The sequence below is a fragment of the Nocardia sp. 852002-20019_SCH5090214 genome (assembly GCF_001665865.1).
GTDB lineage: Bacteria > Actinomycetota > Actinomycetes > Mycobacteriales > Mycobacteriaceae > Nocardia > Nocardia nova.
Map to the genome: position 1 here is coordinate 39,892 of NZ_LZMK01000078.1, position 23,215 is coordinate 63,106.

At 68.1% G+C, this 23,215-nt stretch carries 23 protein-coding genes; 11 read left to right on the forward strand and 12 right to left on the reverse strand.

The window, feature by feature from the left end; genetic code table 11:
* Positions 1–13: 13 nt before the first annotated feature.
* A complete protein-coding gene (locus A5780_RS07475; protein WP_064908091.1) occupies positions 14–1,816 on the reverse strand; it encodes an ABC-F family ATP-binding cassette domain-containing protein in 1,803 nt (600 codons plus the stop codon).
* Between the two features lie 484 nt (positions 1,817–2,300).
* Between A5780_RS07475 and A5780_RS07480 the strand changes: the two genes are divergently transcribed.
* Positions 2,301–3,245, forward strand: a complete 945-nt coding sequence (locus A5780_RS07480) for an LLM class flavin-dependent oxidoreductase (RefSeq protein WP_231982882.1) — start codon at positions 2,301–2,303, stop codon at positions 3,243–3,245.
* A 69-nt stretch (positions 3,246–3,314) separates the two neighbouring features.
* On the opposite strand, the gene A5780_RS07485 is transcribed toward A5780_RS07480, so the two are convergent.
* Positions 3,315–4,241, reverse strand: a complete 927-nt coding sequence (locus tag A5780_RS07485) for a 4-(cytidine 5'-diphospho)-2-C-methyl-D-erythritol kinase (protein ID WP_064908092.1) — start codon at positions 4,239–4,241, stop codon at positions 3,315–3,317.
* 285 nt (positions 4,242–4,526) lie between these two features.
* On the opposite strand from A5780_RS07485, the gene A5780_RS07490 reads away from it, so the two are divergent.
* The 5 genes from A5780_RS07490 (at position 4,527) to A5780_RS07510 (ending at position 9,196) form a co-directional block, all read left to right on the forward strand.
* Positions 4,527–4,733 (forward strand): heavy-metal-associated domain-containing protein, encoded by a 207-nt coding sequence (locus tag A5780_RS07490; protein WP_030515214.1) that lies wholly within the window; start codon positions 4,527–4,529, stop codon positions 4,731–4,733.
* The gene (locus tag A5780_RS07495; protein WP_064908093.1) at positions 4,734–5,615 is read left to right on the forward strand and encodes a hypothetical protein; all 882 of its coding nucleotides are present in this window, start codon (positions 4,734–4,736) and stop codon (positions 5,613–5,615) included.
* The gene (locus tag A5780_RS07500; RefSeq protein ID WP_064908094.1) at positions 5,612–7,849 is read left to right on the forward strand and encodes a cation-translocating P-type ATPase; all 2,238 of its coding nucleotides are present in this window, start codon (positions 5,612–5,614) and stop codon (positions 7,847–7,849) included. The genes A5780_RS07495 and A5780_RS07500 overlap by 4 nt, the downstream gene beginning before the upstream one ends.
* Before the next feature lie 150 nt (positions 7,850–7,999).
* Complete coding sequence (locus tag A5780_RS07505; protein WP_064908095.1) at positions 8,000–8,395, forward strand: hypothetical protein; 396 nt, start codon at positions 8,000–8,002, stop codon at positions 8,393–8,395.
* A 99-nt stretch (positions 8,396–8,494) separates the two neighbouring features.
* Positions 8,495–9,196, forward strand: coding sequence for a VOC family protein (locus tag A5780_RS07510; protein WP_064908096.1), 702 nt, complete (start codon positions 8,495–8,497; stop codon positions 9,194–9,196).
* Here A5780_RS07510 and A5780_RS07515 read toward each other — a convergent pair.
* The 4 genes from A5780_RS07515 to A5780_RS42465 form a co-directional block, all read right to left on the reverse strand.
* Positions 9,163–9,510, reverse strand: coding sequence for a hypothetical protein (locus A5780_RS07515; RefSeq protein ID WP_146102304.1), 348 nt, complete (start codon positions 9,508–9,510; stop codon positions 9,163–9,165). The genes A5780_RS07510 and A5780_RS07515 overlap by 34 nt on opposite strands.
* Positions 9,511–9,693: 183 nt before the next feature.
* Positions 9,694–10,575: a 16S rRNA (adenine(1518)-N(6)/adenine(1519)-N(6))-dimethyltransferase RsmA gene (gene rsmA, locus A5780_RS07520; RefSeq protein WP_063009309.1), complete on the reverse strand. Its 882-nt coding sequence runs from the start codon at positions 10,573–10,575 to the stop codon at positions 9,694–9,696.
* Between the two features lie 22 nt (positions 10,576–10,597).
* Positions 10,598–11,755 (reverse strand): alpha/beta fold hydrolase, encoded by a 1,158-nt coding sequence (locus A5780_RS07525; protein ID WP_156769405.1) that lies wholly within the window; start codon positions 11,753–11,755, stop codon positions 10,598–10,600.
* 173 nt (positions 11,756–11,928) lie between these two features.
* Positions 11,929–12,063, reverse strand: a complete 135-nt coding sequence (locus tag A5780_RS42465; protein WP_255407239.1) for a hypothetical protein — start codon at positions 12,061–12,063, stop codon at positions 11,929–11,931.
* Here A5780_RS42465 and A5780_RS07530 point away from each other — a divergent pair.
* Positions 12,026–12,736 carry an SDR family NAD(P)-dependent oxidoreductase gene (locus A5780_RS07530; protein WP_231982884.1) on the forward strand — a complete coding sequence of 237 codons (711 nt, stop codon included), beginning with the start codon at positions 12,026–12,028 and terminating at the stop codon, positions 12,734–12,736. The two genes, A5780_RS42465 and A5780_RS07530, sit on opposite strands and share 38 nt — an antisense overlap.
* On the opposite strand, the gene A5780_RS07535 is transcribed toward A5780_RS07530, so the two are convergent.
* Together A5780_RS07535 and A5780_RS07540 are read right to left on the reverse strand one after the other, a co-directional pair.
* Entirely contained in the window at positions 12,737–13,864 is a 1,128-nt protein-coding gene (locus A5780_RS07535) for a resuscitation-promoting factor (RefSeq protein ID WP_063009457.1), read from the reverse strand.
* Positions 13,865–14,060: 196 nt separating this feature from the next.
* Complete coding sequence (locus A5780_RS07540; RefSeq protein ID WP_063009304.1) at positions 14,061–14,897, reverse strand: TatD family hydrolase; 837 nt, start codon at positions 14,895–14,897, stop codon at positions 14,061–14,063.
* A gap of 113 nt (positions 14,898–15,010) precedes the next feature.
* On the opposite strand from A5780_RS07540, the gene metG reads away from it, so the two are divergent.
* Together metG and A5780_RS07550 are read left to right on the forward strand one after the other, a co-directional pair.
* Positions 15,011–16,573: a methionine--tRNA ligase gene (metG, locus tag A5780_RS07545; RefSeq protein WP_030515200.1), complete on the forward strand. Its 1,563-nt coding sequence runs from the start codon at positions 15,011–15,013 to the stop codon at positions 16,571–16,573.
* Positions 16,574–16,589: 16 nt separating this feature from the next.
* Positions 16,590–17,237, forward strand: a complete 648-nt coding sequence (locus tag A5780_RS07550; RefSeq protein WP_064908098.1) for a TetR/AcrR family transcriptional regulator — start codon at positions 16,590–16,592, stop codon at positions 17,235–17,237.
* A 76-nt stretch (positions 17,238–17,313) separates the two neighbouring features.
* On the opposite strand, the gene rsmI is transcribed toward A5780_RS07550, so the two are convergent.
* Complete coding sequence (gene rsmI, locus A5780_RS07555; RefSeq protein ID WP_063009300.1) at positions 17,314–18,159, reverse strand: 16S rRNA (cytidine(1402)-2'-O)-methyltransferase; 846 nt, start codon at positions 18,157–18,159, stop codon at positions 17,314–17,316.
* A gap of 169 nt (positions 18,160–18,328) precedes the next feature.
* On the opposite strand from rsmI, the gene A5780_RS07560 reads away from it, so the two are divergent.
* On the forward strand, positions 18,329–19,990 hold the full coding sequence (locus A5780_RS07560) for a dolichyl-phosphate-mannose--protein mannosyltransferase (RefSeq protein WP_064908099.1): 1,662 nt from the start codon (positions 18,329–18,331) through the stop codon (positions 19,988–19,990).
* A gap of 12 nt (positions 19,991–20,002) precedes the next feature.
* Here the strand turns inward: A5780_RS07560 and A5780_RS07565 are convergent, their stop codons facing one another.
* Both A5780_RS07565 and arcA read right to left on the reverse strand, forming a co-directional pair.
* A complete protein-coding gene (locus A5780_RS07565; RefSeq protein ID WP_030515196.1) occupies positions 20,003–20,368 on the reverse strand; it encodes a GntR family transcriptional regulator in 366 nt (121 codons plus the stop codon).
* A gap of 6 nt (positions 20,369–20,374) precedes the next feature.
* Positions 20,375–21,601, reverse strand: a complete 1,227-nt coding sequence (gene arcA, locus A5780_RS07570) for an arginine deiminase (protein WP_063009294.1) — start codon at positions 21,599–21,601, stop codon at positions 20,375–20,377.
* Between the two features lie 147 nt (positions 21,602–21,748).
* Here arcA and soxR point away from each other — a divergent pair, with 147 nt between their 5' ends.
* Entirely contained in the window at positions 21,749–22,303 is a 555-nt protein-coding gene (soxR, locus tag A5780_RS07575; RefSeq protein ID WP_064901807.1) for a redox-sensitive transcriptional activator SoxR, read from the forward strand.
* A gap of 7 nt (positions 22,304–22,310) precedes the next feature.
* Here the strand turns inward: soxR and A5780_RS07580 are convergent, their stop codons facing one another.
* On the reverse strand, positions 22,311–23,207 hold the full coding sequence (locus tag A5780_RS07580) for an SDR family oxidoreductase (protein WP_064901808.1): 897 nt from the start codon (positions 23,205–23,207) through the stop codon (positions 22,311–22,313).
* Between the last annotated feature and the right edge of the window lie 8 nt (positions 23,208–23,215).

Consider the following 23,215-nt stretch of genomic DNA (forward strand, 5'->3'; position numbering starts at 1 on the left):
CGGTCGTAACTGCCTACCCCACCTCTTCGGCGAGTTCCAACCAGCGCATCTCGGTTGATTCCTTCTCGGCCTGCACCTGCTTCAGTTCCGCGCCGAGGCTCACCAGCTTCTCCGGATCGGTGGCGGCTTCGGCCAGTGCGGTGTGCAGGCGTTCCTCCCGCTCGCCGAGTTTCTCCAGGGTCCGCTCCAGCCGGCCGAACTCCTTGCGCGCGGCGCGGTAGGCGGCGGAATCGGTTGCGGGAGCGGAAGTTTCGGTCGGCGTGGAGGTTCCGGTGGGGCGGCGCGCGGTGTCGGCGAGGGCCGCGCGGCGACGCAGGTACTCCTCGATCCCGCCGGGCAGGTTGGTGAGCTTGCCGTCGCCGAACAGCGCCCAGGTGGAGTCGCTGATGCGCTCGATCAGATACCGGTCGTGGCTGATCACGACCAGGGTGCCGGGCCAGCCGTCGAGCAGGTCCTCGAGTTGCTGCAGGGTGTCGATGTCGAGGTCGTTGGTGGGCTCGTCGAGCAGCAGGACGTTCGGCTCACTCATCAGGATGCGGGTCAGTTGCAGGCGGCGGCGCTCACCGCCGGACAGGTCACCGACCGGAGTGCGCTGTTTGGCCGGTGTGAATCCGAGCCGTTCGGCGAGCTGCCCGGCGCTGATCTCCTTGTCTCCCAGCCAGGTTCGCTCGGCGACATCGGACACCGCTTCCAGCACCCGCATGTCGGTGGGCAGATCGTCGAGTTCCTGCCGCAGCCAGCCGATCCGGACGGTCTGGCCCTGAATCCGCTTACCGGCCGCCGGTTCCGCGTCACCGGCGAGAGCGCGCAACAGGGTGGTCTTGCCCGATCCGTTCACCCCGACCAGGCCGACCCGCTCTCCCGGCGCCAACCGCCAGGTCAGATCGCGCACCAATTCGCGGCCGTCGGGGGTGGTGAGGGTGGCGTCCTCGAGTTCGATCACCACGCGGCCCAGGCGTTTCCGTGCGAAGGAGGCCAGCTGCACGGTGTCGCGCGGCGGCGGCACATCGGCGATCAGGGCCTCGGCGGCCTCGACTCGGTAGCGTGGCTTCGAGGTACGGGCCTGCGGTCCGCGACGCAGCCAGGCCAATTCCTTGCGGGCCAGATTGCGGCGGCGCGCCTCGGTGGCATCGGCCTGGCGGGCCCGCTCGGCGCGGGCGAAGATCCAGTCGTTGTAGCCGCCCTCATAGCTTTCGACCTTGCCGCCCACCACTTCCCAGGTGCGGGTGGCGACGGTGTCGAGGAACCAGCGATCGTGGGTGACCACCACGAGTGCGCTGCGGCGCGCCAGCAGATGTTCGGCCAGCCACTGCACACCCTCGACGTCGAGGTGGTTGGTGGGCTCGTCGAGGACCAGCAGATCAAGTTCGCGCACCAGCGCGGCGGCCAGCGCCACACGGCGGCGCTCGCCACCGGACAGATTCGCGACCGAGGTGTCCATGCCCAGATCCGCGATGCCGATACCGTCGAGCACGCTGCGGATGCGCGGATTGGCGGCCCACTCGTGTTCGGCGACGCCGTCCGTGCGCGCGTCCTCGGCGAGCCCGGCCAGCACCACCTCGCCGACGGTGGCCCCTTCCGGCAGCACACCGCGCTGAGTCACCGCCGCCATGCGCAGGCCGTTGATCCGGCTCACCCGCCCGCTGTCGGGCTGCTCGAGCCCGGTCAGCACCTCGAGCAGTGTGGTCTTCCCCCCGCCGTTGAGACCGACGACCCCGATCCGCTCACCCTCCTGCACGCCGAGGGACACGTTGTCCAGCAGCGGGGTGATTCCGAAGCTTTTGTGGACCTGCTCCAGATTGATCAGATTCGCCAAGGGGTCAGTCCTCTCCGAGTATGGCGGGGCCTCCGGGTGTGCCACGAGCTCGGCGGATCCGGCCGCGTCGAGCGCGCCGGCTGCGCTCCCGCAGCGGCGGGACCACGCCCGTCGGCTTCACCCTGAAGGTTACGGCACGAGGGTGCGCACTTCCGGCGCGGGTGAGCCGGGCGCGAGTCCGCCTCTCGCGGATCACACCAAACGCACGCGGATGGCGGCGCGGCCACACATGCACACGGTTCTCGGCTCCGCGCTTACCGTAACCGTCCCACTGCGGCCGTTTCCCTCCTCTGCGGCGGACCGAACCGCAGCGGTACCGCGTGGCTCCACATGGATCGCGGTTGCGAAAAAGGTTGAGGCATAGGTACTCTGCGGGCAATCCAAATGGGCTCTCCAGAAGTATGGCCGTAGTGCGGGAGCCCCGCCTCGTGAGGGCGCGGAGTGGGCGGCGCTGACTTGCCGACCCCACATTCGGAGGATTCTCATGACCGACTCGTCATCCGCCATTGCCACCTCGTCACCCGGCGACCGTGCAGGCGACAGTTCCGGGCAGCCGGACGCACTGCGCACAGCCCACGGCGTGAAGGTCGGCATCGGGCTGCCGATCGCCGCCCCACAGTCACTCGTCGCATGGGCCGAGCGGGCCGAATCGGGCCCGTTCTCCACCCTCGGACTGCTCGATCGACTGGTCTACGACAATCCGGAACCCCTTGTGACACTTGCGCATCTGGCCGGTGCGACGCAGCGGATCCGATTGCAGACCGAAGTGCTCCTCGCGCCACTGCGGGAGACCGCGCTGCTCGCGAAACAGGTCGCCACCCTCGACCGGCTCTCGGGCGGCCGATTCACCCTGGGGCTCGGTGTCGGCGGCCGCGCCGACGACCATGAAGCGTCCGGGACGCAATTGCGCACGCGCGGAAAGCGATTGGACGAGCAGATCGCGACGATGCGCAGACTCTGGTCCGGTGAACCCTACAGCGAGAATTGCGCCGCGATCGGCCCGCTGCCGCACACCTCCGGCGGTCCGGAACTGCTGTTCGGCGGATTCCAGCCCGCCGCGCTGGAACGCGTCGCACGCTGGGGCGGCGGATTCCTCGCCGCGGCCGCACCCTCGTGGGCGCCGGGCCTGTTCGACACCGTGCGGCGGTTCTGGCGCGACTACGATCGCCCGGGTTCACCGCGCATCGTCGCGCAGGTCAACGTGGCCCTGGGTCCGCGGCACGTCATCGACGACGCCCGCGCCGCCATGTCGGCGTACTACGCCTTCAGCGACTACGGCGCGAACATGGTCGAGGGCATGCTCACCACCCCGGAGCAGATCCGCACGGTCACAAAGCAATTCGCCGATCTGGGCGCCGACGAAGTGATCTTCTACTGCTACGGGCGAGACCCGGAACAGGTCGACCGCCTCGCCGACACTCTCAGCTGAACGGTCGTACGTAGCTACCGGCCGGCGCCGACCCGCACGCGACGATCGGCGCCGGCTCGTCACGTCCGGTCAGTGACGCCCGTCGGCCAGCACACGCGCACCGGGCACCGGACCGGTCGCGGTGCGGACGCTGCGGCACACCCCGGCGCCGGAGAGTTCGGCCGAGACCTCCACCGCATCGTCCTCACTACCGCACAGGAAGGCACAGGTGGGCCCCGAACCGGAGACGATTCCGGCGAGGGCGCCCGCCTCGACGCCGGCACGCAGGGTGCGGCGCAGGGCCGGATTCAGCGACAGGGCGGCGGCCTGCAGATCGTTGCCGAGCAGGGGCGCGAGCTGGGCGGGGTCGCCGGAGGCCAACGCCTGCAGCAATTCCTGCGGGTCGCCGAGGCGCGGCGGATCGCCGTTCTCGCGCAACCGGTCCAGTTCGCCGAACACCTTCGGCGTCGACAGCCCCTCCTTCGCCAATGCCAGCACCCAGTGAAAAGTGTTGCGCGACAACACCGGAAGCAGTTTCTCACCACGGCCGCGGCCCAGTGCGGTGCCGCCGTGCAGCGCGAAGGGCACATCGCTGCCGAGTTCGGCCGCGACCTCGGCCAACTGGTCGCGCGACATCTCCAGCCCCCACAATTCGTTGAGCCCCACCAGCGTCGCGGCGGCATCCGCGCTGCCGCCGGCCATCCCCCCGGCCACCGGGATACCCTTCTCGATCTCGATCTCCACCAGCGGAGCGCGGCCGGCCAGATGCCCGAGCCGGACGGCGGCCTGCCACACCAGGTTCGTGCGATCGGTGGGCACCTGGGCGGCGCCCTCCCCGTGCACGGTCACGGCCAGCGATCCGGCCGGAGCGATCCGCACATCGTCGGCCAGCGACAACGCCTGGAAGACCGTGGTCAGTTCGTGGTATCCGTCGCTACGCAGGTCATCGACCCCCAGATGAAGGTTCACCTTGGAGGGGGCGCGGACGACCACGGAACTGGGTACTACAGACAGCACGGGGCTAGGTTATCCGTCCGCGCGGCAAACGGTCGGTTTGCCGCGCGACGCGGGGCTCCCGCAGCTGGGGACTCGCCGGACACCGGCCGCCGCGCCAGGCAGCCGACGCCGAATTGCCGGCCGACGCCAGGCCGATTACCTGCGCGGACGGGTGTCGCCGGAGATGCGCGCCACCGCGGGCGAAATTCCCCGTCGTCCCCCTTGCGCCGGGTACCCATGGGGGGTATGTTCATTGATGTCAGGGGATACCCCCTCACCGTATAAGAGCGAGCGAAGGAAGCGATCATGGCTACCAGCACCTACACCGTCACCGGGATGACCTGCGGCCACTGCGTGGCGTCGGTGCAGAAGGAGATCGGCAAGATCGACGGCGTCACCAGCGTCGACGTAGACCTCGCCTCCGGCCGCGTCCAGGTCGAATCCGCCGCACCGCTGACGGACGCCGAGGTCGTCGCCGCCGTCGACGAGGCGGGATATCAGGTGGCGAGCTGAATGAACGACAGACTGAAGTTCGCGGCATTCGGCGGCGGACTGGTCGTGTTGTTCGGGGCCGCGCTCGGCATCGGCGCCCTGGTGGGCGATCCGGCCGAGCCGGCCCCCGGCCACGGCACCGGACTTCAGGCCACCCAGGAGGGATACACCCTCTCCGAGGTGAGCGCACCTACCGAACCTCGGACCCCCGGCACCCTCCGATTCCGGATCACCGGCCCCGACGGCGCACCGGTCACCCAGTACACCGATCTGCACGAGCGGGACCTGCATCTGATCGCCGTCCGCTCCGATACCACCGAATACCGGCACGTGCACCCGGTCCGCGACGACACCGGCACCTGGTCGATCGATTGGACGTGGGCCCAGCCGGGCACCTATCGCATCTTCGCCGATTCCCGGCCCACGGCGGCGCCGGATGAACTGGTGCTCAGCCGCACCGTCACCGTGACCGGCGCGACCGCCGATCGGCCCCTGCCGCCGGTCTCGCGCACCACCACCGTCGACGGCTACCAGGTTCGCATGGACGGCGATCTCTCGACCTCCGGCGGCGAGGTGGGATTCACCGTCACCCGCGACGGGCGGCCGGTCACCGATCTGCAACCCTATCTGGGTGCCTACGGGCATCTGGTCGCACTGCGCGGGAACGATCTGTCCTACCTTCATGTTCATCCCGAAGGAGAGGTCGGCTCGACACCCGCCGGGCCGCGGGTCGCCTTCCATGCCCAAGCGCCCAGTACCGGCGCCTTCCGGCTCTACCTGGACTTCGCCCACGGCGGCGCGGTTCACACGGCGGAATTCACCGCCGAGGCGGTAACCGGGCAGCAGAGCGGGCACCACGACAACGAGCACAACAACGGAGAGCACGGAGGAGGTCACCAATGAGCGCGCCCACGACAGAGCGCTCCGTCGAGCTGGATATCGGTGGCATGACCTGCGCCTCCTGCGCCGCACGCATCGAGAAGAAACTGAACCGGATCGAGGGCGTCACCGCCACGGTCAACTACGCCACCGAGAAGGCGAAGGTCAGCTTCCCCGAAACGGTGACGCCGGATCAACTCATCGAACGTGTCGTCGACACCGGCTACACCGCCACCGTCCACGACACGCGTCCCGCGCACACCGCTGCGGCCGAAGAGGTTTCCACCGATTCGCCGCTACGGCAACTGCGGCATCGGCTGCTGGTGAGCCTCGCGCTGGCGCTTCCGGTCATCGCCCTGGCGATGATTCCGGCGCTGCAATTCCGGAACTGGCAATGGCTTTCGCTGACGCTGGCCACGCCGGTCGTGTTCTGGGGCGGCGCCGCCTTCCATCGCGCCGCGTGGATCAACGCCCGGCACGCCACCGCCACCATGGACACCCTGATCTCGCTGGGCACCCTGGCGGCCTACTCGTGGTCGGTGTACGCGCTGTTCTTCGGCGATGCCGGAATGCCGGGTATGAAGCACGGCTTCAGCTTCGCGGTCGAGCGCTCCGCGTCGGCGTCGAACATCTACTTCGAGGTCGCGGCCGGTGTGATCGTCTTCATCCTGGCCGGGCGGTATTTCGAGACCCGTGCCAAGGAGCGGGCCGGTTCGGCACTGCGGGCGCTGCTGGAACTCGGCGCCAAGGATGTGGCGGTACTGCGCGACGGCGTCGAACACCGAATTCCGGTGTCGGAGTTGCGCGTCGACGATGTGTTCCTGGTGCGTCCGGGTGAGAAGGTCGCCACCGACGGTGTGGTCACCGACGGTAATTCGGCTATCGACATGAGCATGCTGACCGGTGAATCGGTGCCGGTCGAGGTGGGCCCGGGCGATCCGGTGATCGGCGCGACCGTCAACGCCGGCGGGGTGCTGACCGTGCGGGCCACCCGGATCGGCGCCGACACCCAGCTGGCGCAGATGGCCGCACTGGTGGAAGAGGCGCAGAACGGCAAGGCGCCCGTGCAGCGGCTGGCCGACCGGGTCGCCGGCGTGTTCGTCCCGATCGTGATCGCGATTTCGGTTGCCACACTGGGCTTCTGGCTCGGCAGCGGCGCCGCGGTGGCGGTGGCCTTCGGCGCGGCGGTCGCGGTGCTGATCATCGCCTGCCCGTGCGCGCTCGGCCTGGCCACACCTACCGCACTGCTGGTCGGCACCGGCCGGGGCGCCCAGCTCGGCGTCCTGATCAAGGGTCCGCAGGTGCTGGAATCGACCCGGCGCATCGACACCGTCGTGCTGGACAAGACCGGAACGGTCACGACCGGCACCATGTCGCTGGCCGAGGTCATCCCGGCCGAGGGCCAGGATCGCGACGAGCTGCTGGCCGTCGCCGCGGCGGTGGAACACAGATCCGAACACCCGGTGGCCCGGGCGGTGGTGCGGGGCGCCGCCGAACAGGGTCTGGCCGAGGAGCCGGTGCAGCAGTTCGTGAGCCACGGCGGTAAGGGCGTGCAGGGTCTGGTCGGGGAGCGCGCGGTCGTGATCGGCCGCACCGAACTGCTCGCGGATTGGTCGATCCCGCTGCCGGAGTCGTTGGCGCAGGCCAAGTCCGAAGCCGAGACCGCCGGGCGTACGGCGATCGTTGTGGCCTGGGACGGGCAGGCGCGCGGTGTGCTGGTCATCGCCGATGCGATCAAGGGCTCGAGCGCCGAGGCCATCGCGGACATGCGGTCGCTGGGACTGACGCCGGTGCTCTTGACCGGTGACAATGCCGCGACCGCGCGCACGGTGGCCGATCAGGTCGGCATCGACGAGGTGATCGCCGAGGTGCTGCCCGCCGACAAACTCGACGTGGTGAAGCGCCTGCAGGATCAGGGCAAGGTCGTCGCGATGGTCGGCGACGGCGTCAACGACGCGGCCGCTCTCGCCCAGGCCGACCTGGGCCTGGCGATGGGCACCGGCACCGACGTGGCGATCGAGGCCGGCGACATCACGCTCGTCCGCGGCGATCTGCGGACGGTCGGCACGGCGATCCGGCTCTCCCGGGCCACCCTGCGCACCATCAAGGGCAACCTGTTCTGGGCGTTCGGCTACAACGTGGCGGCGATTCCGCTGGCGGCGGCCGGACTGCTCAACCCGATGCTCGCGGGTGCGGCCATGGCCCTGTCGAGTGTGTTCGTGGTGAGCAACAGCCTGCGCCTGCGGCGCTTCCGCTGAACGAATCCGCCGAATGTCCCGTCCGATCGGACGGGACATTCGGCGTTCCCGCCCCGGTCCGCCATACTTTCCGTCCGAAGAGAAGAATGCGCTGTCGCGTCGGCCTGTTTCCCAGCGACCGGCCGCGCACGAGGACAAGGCAGGGACCACATGAGCATCCTGTTCGGGATCGGTTTGGTGATCTGGTTCGTCAGCATCGCCGCGATGTTTCTCGCACGCGCCCTCGACGACCACAGACAGCAGGTCTTCCGGGCGAGCCTGGCACTGTGCGCGGTGGGCTCGATACTCCTCGCCATCGGCACGCCCTTCGTCAGCGGCAATTCGATGAATAAGAACATACTGGTCAGCGGCGGATTCACCGTGATGGCGTCCCTCTGCGCCTACTCGGTCCTGATCACCCGCCACCGCCCCGCCACTCCCCCGATACCGCTGCCGATCCCGTTGACCCCGCCGAGCGACAACCCCGCCGCCACCGCCGCGCCGGCACCCCGGTCACAAGACTTGCCGACCGCGGACTCCCGCCCACACGATCCGAGTCGCATGTGATCATCACACCTTTGCCCGGGTCCGCTGCCTGATCTTGACGTTAACCGCGGTTCAGGTTTTAGCGTCGGAGGCGACCGTTTCCCACCGAAGGGCGCCGCGATGAAGATCCTCGAAGTCGAGCTCACCACAACACATCTCGACGCCACGGCGGAGTTCTACCGCGACGTGCTCGAGCTTCCGGTGATCGCGCAGCCTGACGGTGTTGTCGTCGAGATCGGCTCCAGCAGATTGAGGGTGACCGCGGGCGCCGCCTTCGACGGCGTGCACCATCTCGCGTTCGGCATCTCGCCACACGACTTCGACCTGGCCCGCCGTTGGTTGCGGCAGCGGACCGAATTGCTCACGGTCGGCGGTTCCGACATCATCGACGGCCCGGAAGGATGGGATTCTCGATCGCTGTATCTCCGGGGGCCGGACGGAAGTCTGCTGGAACTGATTGCGCGCCAGGCCGATCGAGCGACCCCGGGCAGCCCGGGCGAAACCCCGCACCTGTTGTCGATCAGCGAGGTCGGCATCGGCGTGCCCGACGTGCGCCGGGCCGTACGCCACCTCGCCGAGGCCTTCGAACTCCCACCCTTCCCGCCACAACTATCCGAATTCGCCCCGATCGGCAGCCACGACGGGCTGCTCATCCTGGCACGGTCGGGCCGAATCTGGTTCCCCACCGAGGAAGACGTCCCCGCCACCGGACCGGTATCGGTCCGCATCGAATCCGCCGGCCACAGCGAAAAGATCGCTCTGACCGACGAAGCCGTCGTCCAGTGCGTTCAGACACACCCTGAATTCAATACGTACGGATAGACCTTGCCGTCGAATCCGTGCACGTACAACACCCACGGTTCGGAATCACAACGCCGCGACGATTCCTCGATCCGGAACGGAAGCGGCCACCGGCGTCCGCTGTCGTGCGGCTTTCCGTACCTGTTCTGCAGTTTGTCGAGCTCGGCGCTGTCGGCCGGCGCGGCAACGCGACCGTAGTCGGTGCCGTCGATACGAGGCGGAGGCGTGAACATCCATGTCCACGCCTCGTATCGGACCGTGGAGTAATAGAAGTCCACCGCACCGAGGACGACGACGGCGGCCACGCAGACAGCAAACACCAATTTCCGACGCATACCGATTCGCCTTCAGTCTCCGGGATAGTTGACTTTGATCATGTGATATTTGACCGGGAACGACGTCCAATCGCCCTGCTGCTGACCGGTGTCCGATGCCGTCTTGATCGAATCAGCAATAGCGGCAGCGTTGGCGGCGACGGTCTGAAGGCCTTCGATATCCCAGGACGTGACCTGATCTGGTCACCCCTGCTCGGCGAGGCGTACGAAGGCTGCTGTGTCGAGGGTTTCCCCCCGCGCGGTAGGCGCGATTCCCGCCGCGACCAATCGCCGTTCCGCCTCGGCGGGTGATCCCGCCCACCCCGCCAGGGCGGCGCGTAATGTCTTGCGGCGCTGCGCGAAAGCTGCGTCGATTACGGCGAACACGCGCTCGCGGTGGGCGGTGTCGAGCGACCACGGTGGGTCGGTGTAGCGCTCGATGCGGACCAGTCCCGACTCCACCTGCGGAACCGGCCAGAACACCTGGCGGCCGACGGCTCCCGCGCGGCGGACGGCGCCGAAGAATCCGGCTTTCACGCTCGGGACGCCGTAGATGCGGGAGCCGGGTTCGGCGGAGAGCCGGTCGGCCACCTCGGCCTGAACCATCACCAAAGCCGTTCGGATGCTGGGCAATTCGGCGAGCAGGTGCAGGAGCACGGGTACCGCTACGTTGTAGGGCAGGTTCGCGACCAGCGCCGTCGGCTCACCGGGGATATCGGTGGCCGACACGCGCAGCGCATCGCCGGGCACCACGGTCAGCCGGTCGGCGAGCCCGGTGGCGCGGTCGGACACGGTTTCCGGAAGATGCTGTGCGAGAACCGGATCCAGTTCCACCGCGACGACCCGATCCACGACGTCGAGCAGTGCCAGGGTCAGCGAGCCGAGTCCGGGGCCGACCTCGAGCACCACGTCGTCGCGTCCGACGCCGGCCGTGGCGACGATTCGCCGCACGGTGTTGGCGTCGTGCACGAAGTTCTGTCCGAGCTGTTTGGTCGGGCGCACGCCGAACCGTTCCGCCAGCACCCGCACTTCGGCGGGACCGAGCAGTTCGGCCAGGCCACGGGCTTCGCTCACAGGTTCGGACACGCCCGACAAGGTATCAGTGCGGCTAGGGCCGGTACGGCGTGGACTGCACCCGCGCGACGAACGCGTCGATCGCCGCCCACATCTGCGGATTCAGGTCGCAGTGCTGCCCGGTGCCGACCACCGATTGCGAGTCCACGCCGTTCGCGGCAAGCTGGGCGGCCAGCGCGGCGTGCAGCGGCGAGGGCACGGTGCGGTCGGTGGCGTTGAGCAGCAACAGGATCGGAGCGTCGTAGCCGCTCGTGGGCACGGCCAGATAGTCGGTGAGCACGGCCGTGAACCGCGGGTCGCCCAGCGGCCGCGACAGCAGATCGCCCAGCGATGCGCCGTTGACCTGCGCGATCATCCCGTCCAGGCACAGGCTGCCGATGCTGTCGAGCAGTTGGCGCCCACGCGGGCTCAGATAGCTGTCGACGTCGATATCGGGCCGGGTTTCCCGCATTCCGACGAGCACTCCGGCGATGAAGGCGGTGCTGCCGTCGCCGATCTCCGGAATATTCGGCACCCACGGCCCGGCGATGGGCAGAACGTGCTCCAGATCCGATTCGGGGTCGACCGCGATGGTCCCGCGGAAGTCCAGGTCGGGCGCATAGCTCTGCTGGAGATGACCCGTACCCAGAGCGGCCTGACCACCCTGCGACGCACCGACAGCGATCCAGGTGCGCGACAGCTGCGGATAGGTCGCACGCGCTGCCCGCAGCAGGTCGATGGTCGCGGTCGCCTCGGACTGCCGTTCCAGATACGGATGCGGACCGGTGTCGAACGCACCCAGCCCGAGATAGTCCGGCGCGACCACCGCGAATCCCTTGGACTGGAAGTACTGCAGGATGCGGTCTTCCTTGGCGCGGCCGGACGGGTAGGGCGCGGTACCCGGATTCGAGATGCCGCTGCATCCCATGCCGAGCCCGCTCGTGCCGTGGTCGTAGGCCACCACCGGCCAGCCACCCGCGGGCGGTTCGCCCGGCGGAAGGAACACCGCACCGCTGGCGGGGACGGGCTCACCGCGCGAGGTCGTCGTCCGATAGTCGAGTAGCGCCGCCCCGGTCATACCGTGCCAGCCGTCCGGCTGCGCGGTGACCGACACCGTCGTTCCGGCCGGCTCGGCAATGGCGTCCGGCACCGCGACGACCGAGCCGAGCGCCAACGCGGTGAACAGGGCCGCGACCACGAGCGGCCACCGCATTCGAGCCGAACATTTCGACAACCGCATGGCACCTCACATCATCTGGGATCTGCTGATTTTACGGTGCACACACCGCACGGTCCGGAAATCCCCAGGCCGGGGCGTCGCGGAGCGTTGACGTCAATTGATACACGTTCTAGTTTCGGTGTACTCGCGGAACAGGCGGTGGCACATCAGGTCTCACCGCACCCGAAGCAGCACGAGAGGACGGCCGCAATGATGCGCAGGCACGAGGGACGACGGGTGGTGGTGACCGGGGCGGGCTCGGAGATGTCGGCGCCCACCACATGCGCTCCCTCGGCGAGCATGCGCACCACGATGCCCCGCCCGATGCCCGAGCCCGGACTGAAGGAGACCGTGGCGGAGGTGGGCGCGGATCGCGAGCGGCTCCATACGGTCACCGTCGACGTGGCCGATCCGGAATCGGTGCGCCCGGCCGTCGCCGCGGCCGTCGACCATCTCGGCGGATTGGACGTGCTGGTCAACGCGGCCGGAATCATGCGTACCGCGCACACCCACGAGATGGCGTTCGAGAGCTGGAATCAGGTGATCGGCATCAACCTCACCGGCACCTTCCTGATGATGCAGGCGGCCATCCCGACGCTGCTGCAGTCCGAACATCCGGTGATCGTGAACTTCTCCTCCACCGCGGCACTCGGCGCGAATCCGTATATGGCCGCCTATGCCGCCTCCAAGGGCGGGGTGAACGCGATGACCCATGCGGTCGCGCTGGAGTATTCACAGAAGGGCCTGCGCGCGGTGAACATCGTCCCGGGCGGAATCACCAGCGGAATCACCAACAATCTGCAAACCCCCGAAGACGCCGACTGGAACCTCTTCTCCCGCCTGACCGGCTGGCTCAACGGCGGCGCCCTGGGCGAACCCGCCGACGTCGCCGGCGTGGTCGCCATGGTCGCCTCCGAGGACGGCCGCTACATCACCGGCTCGGAGATCCGCGTCGACGGCGGCGCCCTGATGTGACTAGCTGATTCCCAAGCGACTCGTGCACGCGGGCCAGGCACCCCAGCCCTGCCGGGCCCGCGTCACCTCGGCGATGGCGATCTGCTCTTCCCGGGTGGCGAGATCCGGCCGCTCGGCGTACTTCAGTCCGCCCTGCCGGGACCAGGTGCTCTGGTCGAACTGGATACCGCCGAAATACCCGTTGCCGGTATTGATCGCCCAGTTGCCACCGGATTCACACTTGGCCAGCGCGTCCCAGACCGCGCCGTCGCGCACGGGCGGAACTTCGGTACCGGGCTTGGCGCCCTTGCGGACGGTCTTGGGCTGGGCGGGGACGACGACGGTATGCCCGACGGCCTCACGCGAGGTTTCCTTGCCGTTGACGATCGAGACGGCGTAGGTGACGTCCTGCACCCCGGCCTTGCCGGGATTCTCGACGACGGTCCGGCTCATGTTGAGGTCGGTGTCCTCGATGACGTTCTCGGTCGGGTCGAGAGGTTCGCGTTCGGTGACCTTCTCGGTGTGCTTGCGGGTGACGGTGATCTTCATACCGTCGTGCAGCGGGGTGACGGCCACCGGCTCCACGGTGTCCTCGCCGGTCAGCGGCACGCCCTGTACCTGCAGCAGCTCCCCGACCGTCGGTGCCGCCAGCCGCACGTAGCTCATCGGTTCACCGTTGTCGGACAGCTGCACCGTGCGCGGGCTGGTGACGGCCAGCACGGCGCCCTGCAACGGCAGCGGGGTGGGACGCGAGGGCGAGACGAAAACGTCGCCGGGCAGCTGCAGTTGAGACAGTGCGTCGGCGACGGTGTACGCGGTGGTCCACACCTGTTTGGTCTTGCCGTCGAAGGTCAGCGAGAGCTGCCGGGCGCGATTGAGCGTGATGGTCGCACCGTTGACGACGTCGGCATCCCCGGACGGCGACACCGAGTCCTTACCGGCCAGCTTGTAGCCGCCGGCCTTGAGCACACCCTTCACACTCGCGGCCATCGTGGTGACGGTCGTGCGCTGACCGTCGACGACCAGGATGACGGTCTTGCGGCTGACGATCGCCAGACTCGCCCCGATGATCAGGGTGATCAGCATCGCGGCGATCGCCGCGTAGAGCAGCGGCGAGCGCGACGTGTTGATCCGCTGGAGAGCGGATATCCGAAACTCCGGCATGGTCACAATACGATAACGAGGGGGTCAGTCCCTGGCAACTACATGCCGTGGAACAGGGGATTTCCACATCACGATTCGATATCGACGATCCGGAAATATCACGACCGCGCAATCGTAAGTGAACTGGAGCACACCTCGCATTCCGGTCGCGAGTTATGTGACGCACCGCACGCGTGCGGCCTCAGCCCCGCTGCAACCGGTAGACCCGCTCTGCATTGGCGGTCGTGATCTCGGCCAGTGCCGCGGGATCCTGTTCGCGCAGTTCGGCCAGGGCGCGCACGGTGTAGGGCAGGCAGTACGGCTCGTTCGGCGCGCCCCGGAACGGGTGCGGCGTCAGGAACGGCGCATCGGTCTCCACCAGGATCTGCTCGTCCGGCACCAGCTTCGCGGCCTCGCGCAATTCGTGCGCGTTCCTGAAGCTCACCGTCCCGGAGAAGCTGAGCAGATACCCCTCGGCCACACAGGCCAGCGCCATATTGGCGTCGGAGGAGAAGCAGTGGAAGATCACCGTGTCCGGCGCACCCTCGTCCAGCAGGACCGCCAGCACGTCGTGATCTGCCTCGCGGTTGTGGATCATCAACGGCTTCCCCAGCCGTTTCGCGAGGTCGATATGCCAGCGGAAGCCCTCCACCTGATCCTCGATATCGGCACAGCCGTCGAGTTTGCCGGGCCAGTAGTAGTCGAGCCCGGTCTCGCCGACGGCGACCACGCGGGGGTCGGCGGCCAGCTTCTCCAGTTCGGCGCGGGCGGCATCGTCCAGGGCGTTCGCCCGGGTCGGATGCAGTGCGACCGCGGCGTACACACGCGGATCCCAGTGCGCGGCGTCGACGGCGAAGCGGGCGGCATCCAGGTCGTCGGCGATGGTCACCACCCGGCCGACACCGACCGCGGCGGCCCGATCCACCATGGCGGCAACCGATTCCGCGTCCTCGGCGCCGCAGGCATCGAGATGGGTGTGCGCGTCGATCAACGGCGACAGCGGTTCGGGCGGCTCGGGTGCGGGTCGTTTACCGGGCATCGGACCAGATTAGACACACCGCACCGACGGCAGGTGAACCCGGCGGGAGCGAGGAGTGGACGACGGGATATCGACGCGAGGGATTATCGGCGGCGGATTAGAGTGGACACACCATGAGCGCACCCGAACGCACGTCACCGGCCTTCTACATCACCACGGCGATCGCCTACCCCAACGGCGCGCCGCATATCGGCCATGCCTACGAGTACATCTCCACCGATACGCTGGCCCGGTTCAAGCGACTCGACGGCTACGACGTGTTCTTCATGACCGGCACCGACGAGCACGGCCAGAAGGTGCAGCAGGCCGCGCGCGCCGCCGGCGTCTCCGTGGAGGAATACGCCGCGCGCAATTCGGATGTGTTCGAACGCATGGACAAGGCGCTCGACATTTCCTACGACCGATTCATCCGCACCACCGACGAGGATCATCTCGCCGCCAGCATCGCGATCTGGGAGCGTATGCAGGCCAACGGCGATATCTACCTCGACACCTATTCGGGCTGGTACTCGGTGCGCGACGAGGCCTTCTACACCGAGGAGGAGACCACCGTCACCGAGGACGGGACGCGACTGGCGACCGAAACCCGGACCCCGGTGGAATGGACCGAGGAGTCGAACTACTTCTTCCGGTTGTCGAAATATCAGGACCGGCTGCTCGAACTGTACGAGAACACACCGGATTTCATTCTGCCCGCCACCCGGCGCAACGAAATCGTCAGCTACGTGAAGGCCGGCCTGAAGGATCTGTCGATTTCGCGCACCACCTTCGACTGGGGTGTGCCGGTGCCCGGTGATCCGGCGCACGTGATGTACGTGTGGGTGGACGCGCTCACCAACTATCTGACCGGTGTCGGATTCCCGAATACCGATTCGGCCGCCTTCCAACGGTTCTGGCCGGCGAATGTGCACATCATCGGCAAGGACATCACCCGGTTCCACACCGTCTACTGGCCGGCCTTCCTGATGTCGGCGGGTATCGAATTGCCGAAACGCGTTTTCGTGCACGGCTTCTTGTTCAACAAGGGCGAGAAGATGTCGAAATCGGTCGGCAATGTGGTGGACCCGCTGGCGCTGGTCGACCAGTACGGCCTCGACGCCGTGCGGTTCTTCCTGCTGCGCGAAATCTCCTACGGCCAGGACGGTTCCTACAGCCACGACGCCATCGTCGGGCGGATCAACACCGACCTGGCCAACGAATACGGCAATCTGGTGCAGCGCAGCCTGAAGATGGTGGCGCGCGACTTCGATTCGACCGTCCCGACTCCCGGCGAATTCACCGAGGCCGACCGGGAGCTGCTCGATCGCGCGAACGGCTTGCTGGAGCGCTGCCGCACCGAATTCGACGGCCAGCAACTACATCTGGCGCTCGAGGCGATCTGGCTGACCCTCGGCGAGACGAACAAGTACTTCTCCGCACAGCAGCCGTGGGCGCTGGCCAAATCGGGCACGCCCGAGGACGTGGCCCGCGAGGCGACCGTGCTGTACGTAACCCTCGAGGTGCTGCGGATCGTGTCGATCCTGGTGCAGCCGGTGATTCCGGGTTCGGCCGGGCGGATTCTGGACCAACTCGGCCAGACCGCGCGCACCTTCGCCGACATCGCCACACCGATCGAGGCCGGACTGGCCCTACCCGCGCCGGAGCCGGTGTTCCCGAAGTACATCGAACCCAAGTAGGCGACCGGAGCCGGTTATGGATGCGGAATTCGCCGAGCGCCACCGCAGCGTTCGCGCACAGGCGCTCGGCACCCCTCGGGGCCGTCTCATCGGCGCGATGGTCGAATGTGTCGGCGCCCGTGGCTTTTCCGCGACGACACTCACCGATATCGTCGCCCGTGCCCACGTATCGCGAAGCACCTTCTACGAACACTTCGGCAACAAAGAACATTGCTTCGTCGAGGCTGTCCACACGGGTATGGAGATGATCCGCGCCCGGATCGTCGACGAACTGGCACAACTGCCCCGGGATGCCGATCCGCGCTGCCGCATCGCCACCGTGATCACCACGTTCTGCGCGGTGATCGCGTCCGAACCGGATTTCGCGCGGCTGATCCTGGTGGAATCTCTGTTGGTCGGCGAAGCGAGCACCGACTTCCGGGACATGGCGCTGGACCGGTTCACGACCATGTACCGGAAATATCACGACAAGGCCCGCGCCGCGGACCCCGGGATACCGGAACTGTCGGACGAGCTGATCGCGCTGGTGCCCGACGCCATCGGCGAGCGCACCCGCCGTGTCCTGGTCCGCGACGGCGCACAGCGCGTACCCGAATTAGCGCCCACCTTCATCGAATTCGCCAACGCCGCACTGGGTTTGGCGTCGGCACCGGTGCACGCGTAGCGAGCGAGGCTCCTGCGCTCGCGCCGGGCACGGCGGCGACGGTGCCACCGAACCGCGGCAGGCGGGCGCCCCGGGACTATTCCGCGCGGGCGGCCAGGACCGCATCGTAGAGTTCGCGGCGCGACACCCCGCCCGCACGCGCGGCGACCTGTGCGCACGCGTCCTTGAGGCGAATTCCGTCGGCGACCAGTTCCTCCACCTCGTCCACCAGATCGACGGGATCGGCCGAGACCGGTTGCGCCCCTTCGACCACCACCGTGATCTCTCCGCGCGCACCCTCGACGGCCCATGCCGCCAGCTCACCGAGTCCGCCGCGCACGACCTCCTCGTAGGTCTTGGTCAGCTCCCGGCACACCGCGGCCCGGCGTTCGGGGCCGAGGACCTCCGCCGCATCGGCCAGACAGTCGGCGAGCCGGTGCGGTGCCTCGAAGAACACCACCGCGCGCGGCTCGGTGACCAGGGTCGCGAGCCACTGCTTGCGCTGCCCCGACTTTCGCGGGGCGAAGCCGTCGAAGCAGAACCGTTCCATCGGCAATCCGGACAGGGCCAGCGCGGTGGTGACGGCCGAGGGGCCGGGCAGGCACGTCACCGGCAGATCCCGTTCGATACATGCCGCGACCATCCGGTAGCCGGGGTCGCTGACCGAGGGCATCCCCGCATCGGTGACCAGCAGGACCGTCTTACCGGACTCGATCTCGTCCAGCAACAACGGGATTCGCGCCGCCTCGACGTGATCGTAGAAACTCACCACACGTCCGGTGATCTCCACCTCGAGCGCCTTGGCCAGGGCCCGGGTCCGGCGCGTGTCCTCGGCGGCCACGACGTCCGCGCTCGCCAGGGCGTCGCGCAACCGCTGCGACGCGTCACCGATATCGCCCATCGGCGTCGCCGCCAGCACCAACCGCCCGTCGTGCTCGCCCATCGCCGTCCTTTCCACCGCCGCCCCACCATCCGGACCGGCCACCACGCACCCGCGCCCGGTCCGGGCAAACGCTACCCGGGTGCGCAATCGCGCCCGAGGCCGCAGGTGCGCCGTGCGGGTCGGCTCACCGCCGCGCAGCCCACCGCCGCACACCGCATACGATCGGAGCGTGACCCAGCTGACCGATACGCGACCGGCGATCGGCGCGGGCCCGGCCTTGTCCAGTCCGGCGCCGCTGCGCCCCGCACCCGATTTCGGACCGACCGACCGGGCCCGGGGCTGGCTGGTCACCATATTCCTGACGGCGGTCGCCGCGGTCACCCGGTTCACCATGCTGAACTACCCGACCGACGCCGGCACCCCGGTCTTCGACGAGAAGCATTACGCACCGCAGGCCTGGCAGATGCTCACCGGGGGCGGGGTCGAGGACAACCCGGCCTACGGGCTGGTGGTCCATCCGCCGGTCGGTAAGCAGATGATCGCGCTGGGCGAAGCGATATTCGGCTACACCAGCTGGGGCTGGCGCTTCACCGCGGCGGTCTTCGGGTCGCTGCTGGTCCTGCTGGTCATCCGCATCACCCGGCGGATGGCCCGGTCCACGCTGATCGGCGCGATCGCGGGCGTGTTGTTGATCGCCGACGGCGTGACGTTCGTGTCCTCGCGCATCGGCATGCTCGACATCTTCCAGGCGGTCTTCGTCGTCGGCGCCTTCGGCTGCCTGATCGTCGACCGCGACGAGATGCGGGCGCGCCTCGCCCGGGCCGACGCCGAGGGCCGAATAGCGCCCGCGGCGCGAGCGACGGGCCTGGAGGCGGCAGCGCGCGTAACCACGGCGGGCACCGGGAGCGCCGCCATCGCATTCAGCGCCTTCGGCCCGCGACTGGGGGTGCGATGGTGGCGGTTCGGAGCCGGTCTGCTGCTGGGATTGTCGTGCGGAACCAAATGGTCGGGCCTGTATTTCATCCTGTTCTTCGGGCTGATGACGGTGTGCTTCGATGTGGCCGCGCGCAAGGCCTACGGGGTGCCGCGCCCCTGGGTCGGTACGGCGGTCCGTGATATCGGACCCGCCCTGTATGCGCTGGTGCTGATTCCGCTGCTGGTCTATCTGACGTCCTATTGGGGCTGGTTCGCCAGCGAGGACGGCTACGACCGCTATTCGGTGGGCAATGCCGTAGGCGCCGGCGGCACCTGGTCGTGGGTGCCGGACGCGTTGCGCTCGCTATGGCACAACCAGGCCGAATCGCTGAAATTTCATGAAAGCCTGACCAATTCGGCCGGTAACCATCATCCCTGGGAATCCAAGCCGTGGTCGTGGCCGATGGGTCTGCGCCCGATGCTGTACTACTACGCGGACAACGGCGTGACCGGATGCGGGCAGTCGGTCTGCGTGAAGGCCGTGATGCTGATCGGCACACCGGCGATGTGGTGGTTGTCGCTGCCGATGCTCGCCTGGGCGTTGTGGCGCACCGCGACCCGGCGCGACTGGCGGTACGCGGCGATGCTGGTCGGCTACGGCGCCGGGCTGCTGCCGTGGTTCGCGGACCTGGACCGGCAGATGTACTACTTCTACGCGGTTCCGATGGCGCCGTTCCTGGTGATGGGTCTGGCCCTGACGCTCGGTGACATCTTGGGCCCGGCACCGCTCGTGCGGGCCCGGTCGGGACGATGGTTCGCGCTGGCCGGCGAGCGCCGGAGCCTCGGACTACTCCTGGTATGCCTGTATCTGGGTCTGGTGATCGCCAACTTCATCTGGCTGTGGCCCATCCTCACCGCCCTGCCGATCACGCCGAGCAACTGGCACGACCACCTCTGGCTGCCCAGCTGGCGCTGAGGTCCGATCCGGCTACGGGGTCTCGCCCAGCGCGGCCCGCACGTAGCGCAGCGCCGCCTCGTCGTCGAGACCCAATCGGCGTACCGCGGCAACGTATTCGGTGGCCGCGCGCCCGGCCGCGTCGCGAGTCGGATCCCCGGAGGAGGCGATGAACGACCCGAGCCGGCCCCGGGTCTCGAGCACACCGTCCTGTTCGAGTTCGCGGTAGGCGCGTGCGACGGTGTTCGGCGCCAAGCCGAGCTGGACGGCGAGCGCGCGCACGGTCGGAATCTTGGTACCGGCGGTGAGTTCGCCGGATTGCACCCGGGCCACGATGCCCAGCCGCAGTTGTTCGTACGGCGGCACCGTCGATTGATGGTCGACCGGGATATCCAGCATCGGCTTTCACACCTCGTCACGCGACAGCGGGCAGGACAGGCAGCGGGGCCCGCCCCGACCGGAACCCAGTTCGGATCCCGGAATGGTCAGCACCTCGATGCCCGCGTCGGCCAGCCGTGTATTCGTATTCTCGTTGCGTTCATAGGCCACCACGACCCCGGGCGCCAGTGCGAGGGTGTTGTTGCCGTCGTCCCACTGTTCCCGTTCGGCGGTCACCCCGTCCAGCCCGGTGTCGATGACCCGGAGTTTGTCGATGCCCATCGCCTCGGCCGCGGCGGGCAGGAACGGGTCCGGCCCGCTCATCCGCACCGAATCGCCGTCGGCCCGAATGGTGAACGCGCGCAACGAATTCTGCACACCGGGGTACATGACCACCGCATCGCGGTCGACCATGGTGCACACCGTGTCCAGGTGCATGGTGGCCCGGTTCTGCGCGATCGGCACCACCAGCACGGTATGCGCGAGGGCGTCGTCGAAGAGACTGCGCGCCAAGGCTTCCGCCCCCGCCGGGGAGGTGCGCTCCCCTACCCCGATCGCGACCACACCGGGCGAAAGCAGCAGGACGTCACCGCCTTCCATCGGCGCGGTGTGCGATTCGTAGGCGCGGCGCACGCCGAGGAAGCGCGGATGGAACGCGTACACCAGATCGGTGAGCGAGGTTTCGCGGGCACGGGCCGGCAGCGCCAGTGAGGTGATGGCCACCTTGGGCCCCACCCAGAACGACGAATCGCGGGTGAACAGCAGATTCGGCAGCGGATCGATGACGAAATCGGTGCCCTGGTGCATGCGCCGCACCAGTGAGGCGGCATCCGGTTCGAACGGCAATTCGTCGAAGGTCATGCCGGCCATGAGAGTTCGCGCCAGATCCGGTGCGGGCACCGCGCGCAGATAGGTCTTCAGATCCTCGGCCAGGGCGTAACCGATGCGGCGGGCGTCGACGGCGGCGGTGATGCCCATACTGCGTCCGGCGCCGCTGACCGCGAGCGTCTCGGTGAGCAGATCGGCGAGCAACAGCACCTCGACGCCGCGGCCGCGCAGCACGTCGGCGAAGATCTCATGCTCCTGCTGAGCCCGCTCCACCCAGGGGATGGCGTCGAACAACAGTTGATCGTTGTTGCGCGGCGTGAGTCGGCGCAGCTCATCGCCCGGGCGATGCAGCAGTACCGCGCGCAGCGTCCCGACCTCGGTCGTCACGGAAAACGGTCGCGCCGGGGGCACAGCCTCTGGTCCCATATCCCGACCGTAATGGGCCGCCGCCGGGTTGGCACGGAATTGTTCGCCGACCGGGCCGGATCCGGCGCCCGCCGATATCGGCCGCTGCGCGGCGGCGAAGTTCCCGGTTCTCGCCCGGCCGCCAAAAACCTGAAGTATCGTTGAGGTATGCAGCATACGACGTGGCAAGCCAAGGAGCTCACCCCCGGCCAACTGTCGGAACGCAGCGGCGTCGCGGTGTCGGCACTGCATTTCTACGAACGCGAGGGCCTGATCGCCAGCCGCCGCACCAGCGGAAACCAGCGCAGGTACTCACGGGAAACGCTGCGCAGGGTGGCATTCATCCGGATCTCGCAGCGCGTCGGAATTCCGCTCAGCGAAATTCGCAAGGCTCTCGACACCCTACCGGAGGGGCGCACCCCCAATCGCAAGGATTGGGAACGATTGTCGGTAACGTGGCGCACCGACCTCGATCAGCGCATCGAACAGCTCACCCGGCTGCGGAACAGCCTCACCGACTGCATCGGCTGCGGCTGCCTGTCACTGGGCAGCTGCCGCATCGTCAACTATCACGACCGGCTCGGCGACGAGGGCCCGGGCGCGCGCACCCTGGATGTGAGCATCGACTGCACGAAAGGCGAGGGATGCGAGAACCCGGCCTCGGCGAGCCGTGTGGCCGAGGACGCCGACGTGACGGGGTGCGCCGAAAAGATGTGCGGATGAGTCCCGCTCAGCGCAGGAAGCGGTTGAACTGGTCGTTGGCGCGACGCATCGTGAACTCGTAGGGCCAGGCGAACTTTCGCGCCCACCAGTAGCCGAAGCGCACGTCGAACGAGGTGTAGACGAGGAAGCGATTCTTCTCGATGCCGCGGAAGATGGCTCGCGCGGCCTGGTCGGGTGAGGCCGCGTGCGACTGGAAACGCTTCACGTACCGCTGGATTCGCGGATCGTCGCGGTCCACACCGGCGATCTCGACGGTCTGCACCAGGTGGGTGTTCACCGCGCCGGGCACCACCAGATGCACCGTGATCCCGTGCCGGGCCAGATCGAAACGCAGCACCTCCGATACGCCGCGCAACCCGTACTTGCTGGCGCTGTAGGCCGCATGCCAGGGAAATGCCAGCAGCCCCGCGGCCGAGGACACGTTGACCAGCGCCCCGCCGCGACCGGCGCGCACCATCTCCGGCACGAAACTCTCGATGACGTGGATCGGGCCCATCAGGTTCACGTCGACCAGCGAACGCCAGTGCCGGTGCTCGAGATTCTCGACGGTGCCCCAGGCCGAGATGCCGGCCACGTTCATCACCACGTCCAGGCTGCCGTGCCGAGCGTGCACATCCTGGGCGAAGGCGGCGACCGCCTCGTACTCGCTGATGTCGAGAGCCCGCGATTCCAGCACCTTGCCGCCGGTGCGCCCGATCTCCTCGACGGTGTCCGCGAGTCCGGCGGCATCGATATCGGTGAGGACGAGTTCGGCCCCCTGCGCGGCGGCGGCGATCGCGGTCGCCCGACCGATTCCGCTGGCCGCGCCGGTGACCAGAGTCTTCTTGCCGCTCACGGACTTCAAGCGATCACGCACGCCGTTCCTCGAATGCTCTGCGGTGTGATGTCGGTGCTGGGCCGGCATCCGGACTG

Coding starts and splice junctions, on each gene's coding strand:
- metG (WP_030515200.1), top strand. CDS start 15,011: ATGAGCGCACCCGAACGCACGTCACCGGCCTTCTACATCACCACGGCG.
- arcA (WP_063009294.1), bottom strand. CDS start 21,601: ATGGGACCAGAGGCTGTGCCCCCGGCGCGACCGTTTTCCGTGACGACC.
- rsmI (WP_063009300.1), bottom strand. CDS start 18,159: ATGGGCGAGCACGACGGGCGGTTGGTGCTGGCGGCGACGCCGATGGGC.
- A5780_RS07540 (WP_063009304.1), bottom strand. CDS start 14,897: ATGCCCGGTAAACGACCCGCACCCGAGCCGCCCGAACCGCTGTCGCCG.
- A5780_RS07530 (WP_231982884.1), top strand. CDS start 12,026: ATGTCGGCGCCCACCACATGCGCTCCCTCGGCGAGCATGCGCACCACG.
- A5780_RS42465 (WP_255407239.1), bottom strand. CDS start 12,063: ATGCTCGCCGAGGGAGCGCATGTGGTGGGCGCCGACATCTCCGAGCCC.
- soxR (WP_064901807.1), top strand. CDS start 21,749: ATGCAGCATACGACGTGGCAAGCCAAGGAGCTCACCCCCGGCCAACTG.
- A5780_RS07490 (WP_030515214.1), top strand. CDS start 4,527: ATGGCTACCAGCACCTACACCGTCACCGGGATGACCTGCGGCCACTGC.
- A5780_RS07480 (WP_231982882.1), top strand. CDS start 2,301: ATGACCGACTCGTCATCCGCCATTGCCACCTCGTCACCCGGCGACCGT.
- A5780_RS07495 (WP_064908093.1), top strand. CDS start 4,734: ATGAACGACAGACTGAAGTTCGCGGCATTCGGCGGCGGACTGGTCGTG.
- A5780_RS07525 (WP_156769405.1), bottom strand. CDS start 11,755: ATGCGGTGGCCGCTCGTGGTCGCGGCCCTGTTCACCGCGTTGGCGCTC.
- A5780_RS07580 (WP_064901808.1), bottom strand. CDS start 23,207: ATGCCGGCCCAGCACCGACATCACACCGCAGAGCATTCGAGGAACGGC.
- A5780_RS07500 (WP_064908094.1), top strand. CDS start 5,612: ATGAGCGCGCCCACGACAGAGCGCTCCGTCGAGCTGGATATCGGTGGC.
- A5780_RS07550 (WP_064908098.1), top strand. CDS start 16,590: ATGGATGCGGAATTCGCCGAGCGCCACCGCAGCGTTCGCGCACAGGCG.
- A5780_RS07505 (WP_064908095.1), top strand. CDS start 8,000: ATGAGCATCCTGTTCGGGATCGGTTTGGTGATCTGGTTCGTCAGCATC.
- A5780_RS07565 (WP_030515196.1), bottom strand. CDS start 20,368: ATGCTGGATATCCCGGTCGACCATCAATCGACGGTGCCGCCGTACGAA.
- A5780_RS07510 (WP_064908096.1), top strand. CDS start 8,495: ATGAAGATCCTCGAAGTCGAGCTCACCACAACACATCTCGACGCCACG.
- A5780_RS07515 (WP_146102304.1), bottom strand. CDS start 9,510: ATGCGTCGGAAATTGGTGTTTGCTGTCTGCGTGGCCGCCGTCGTCGTC.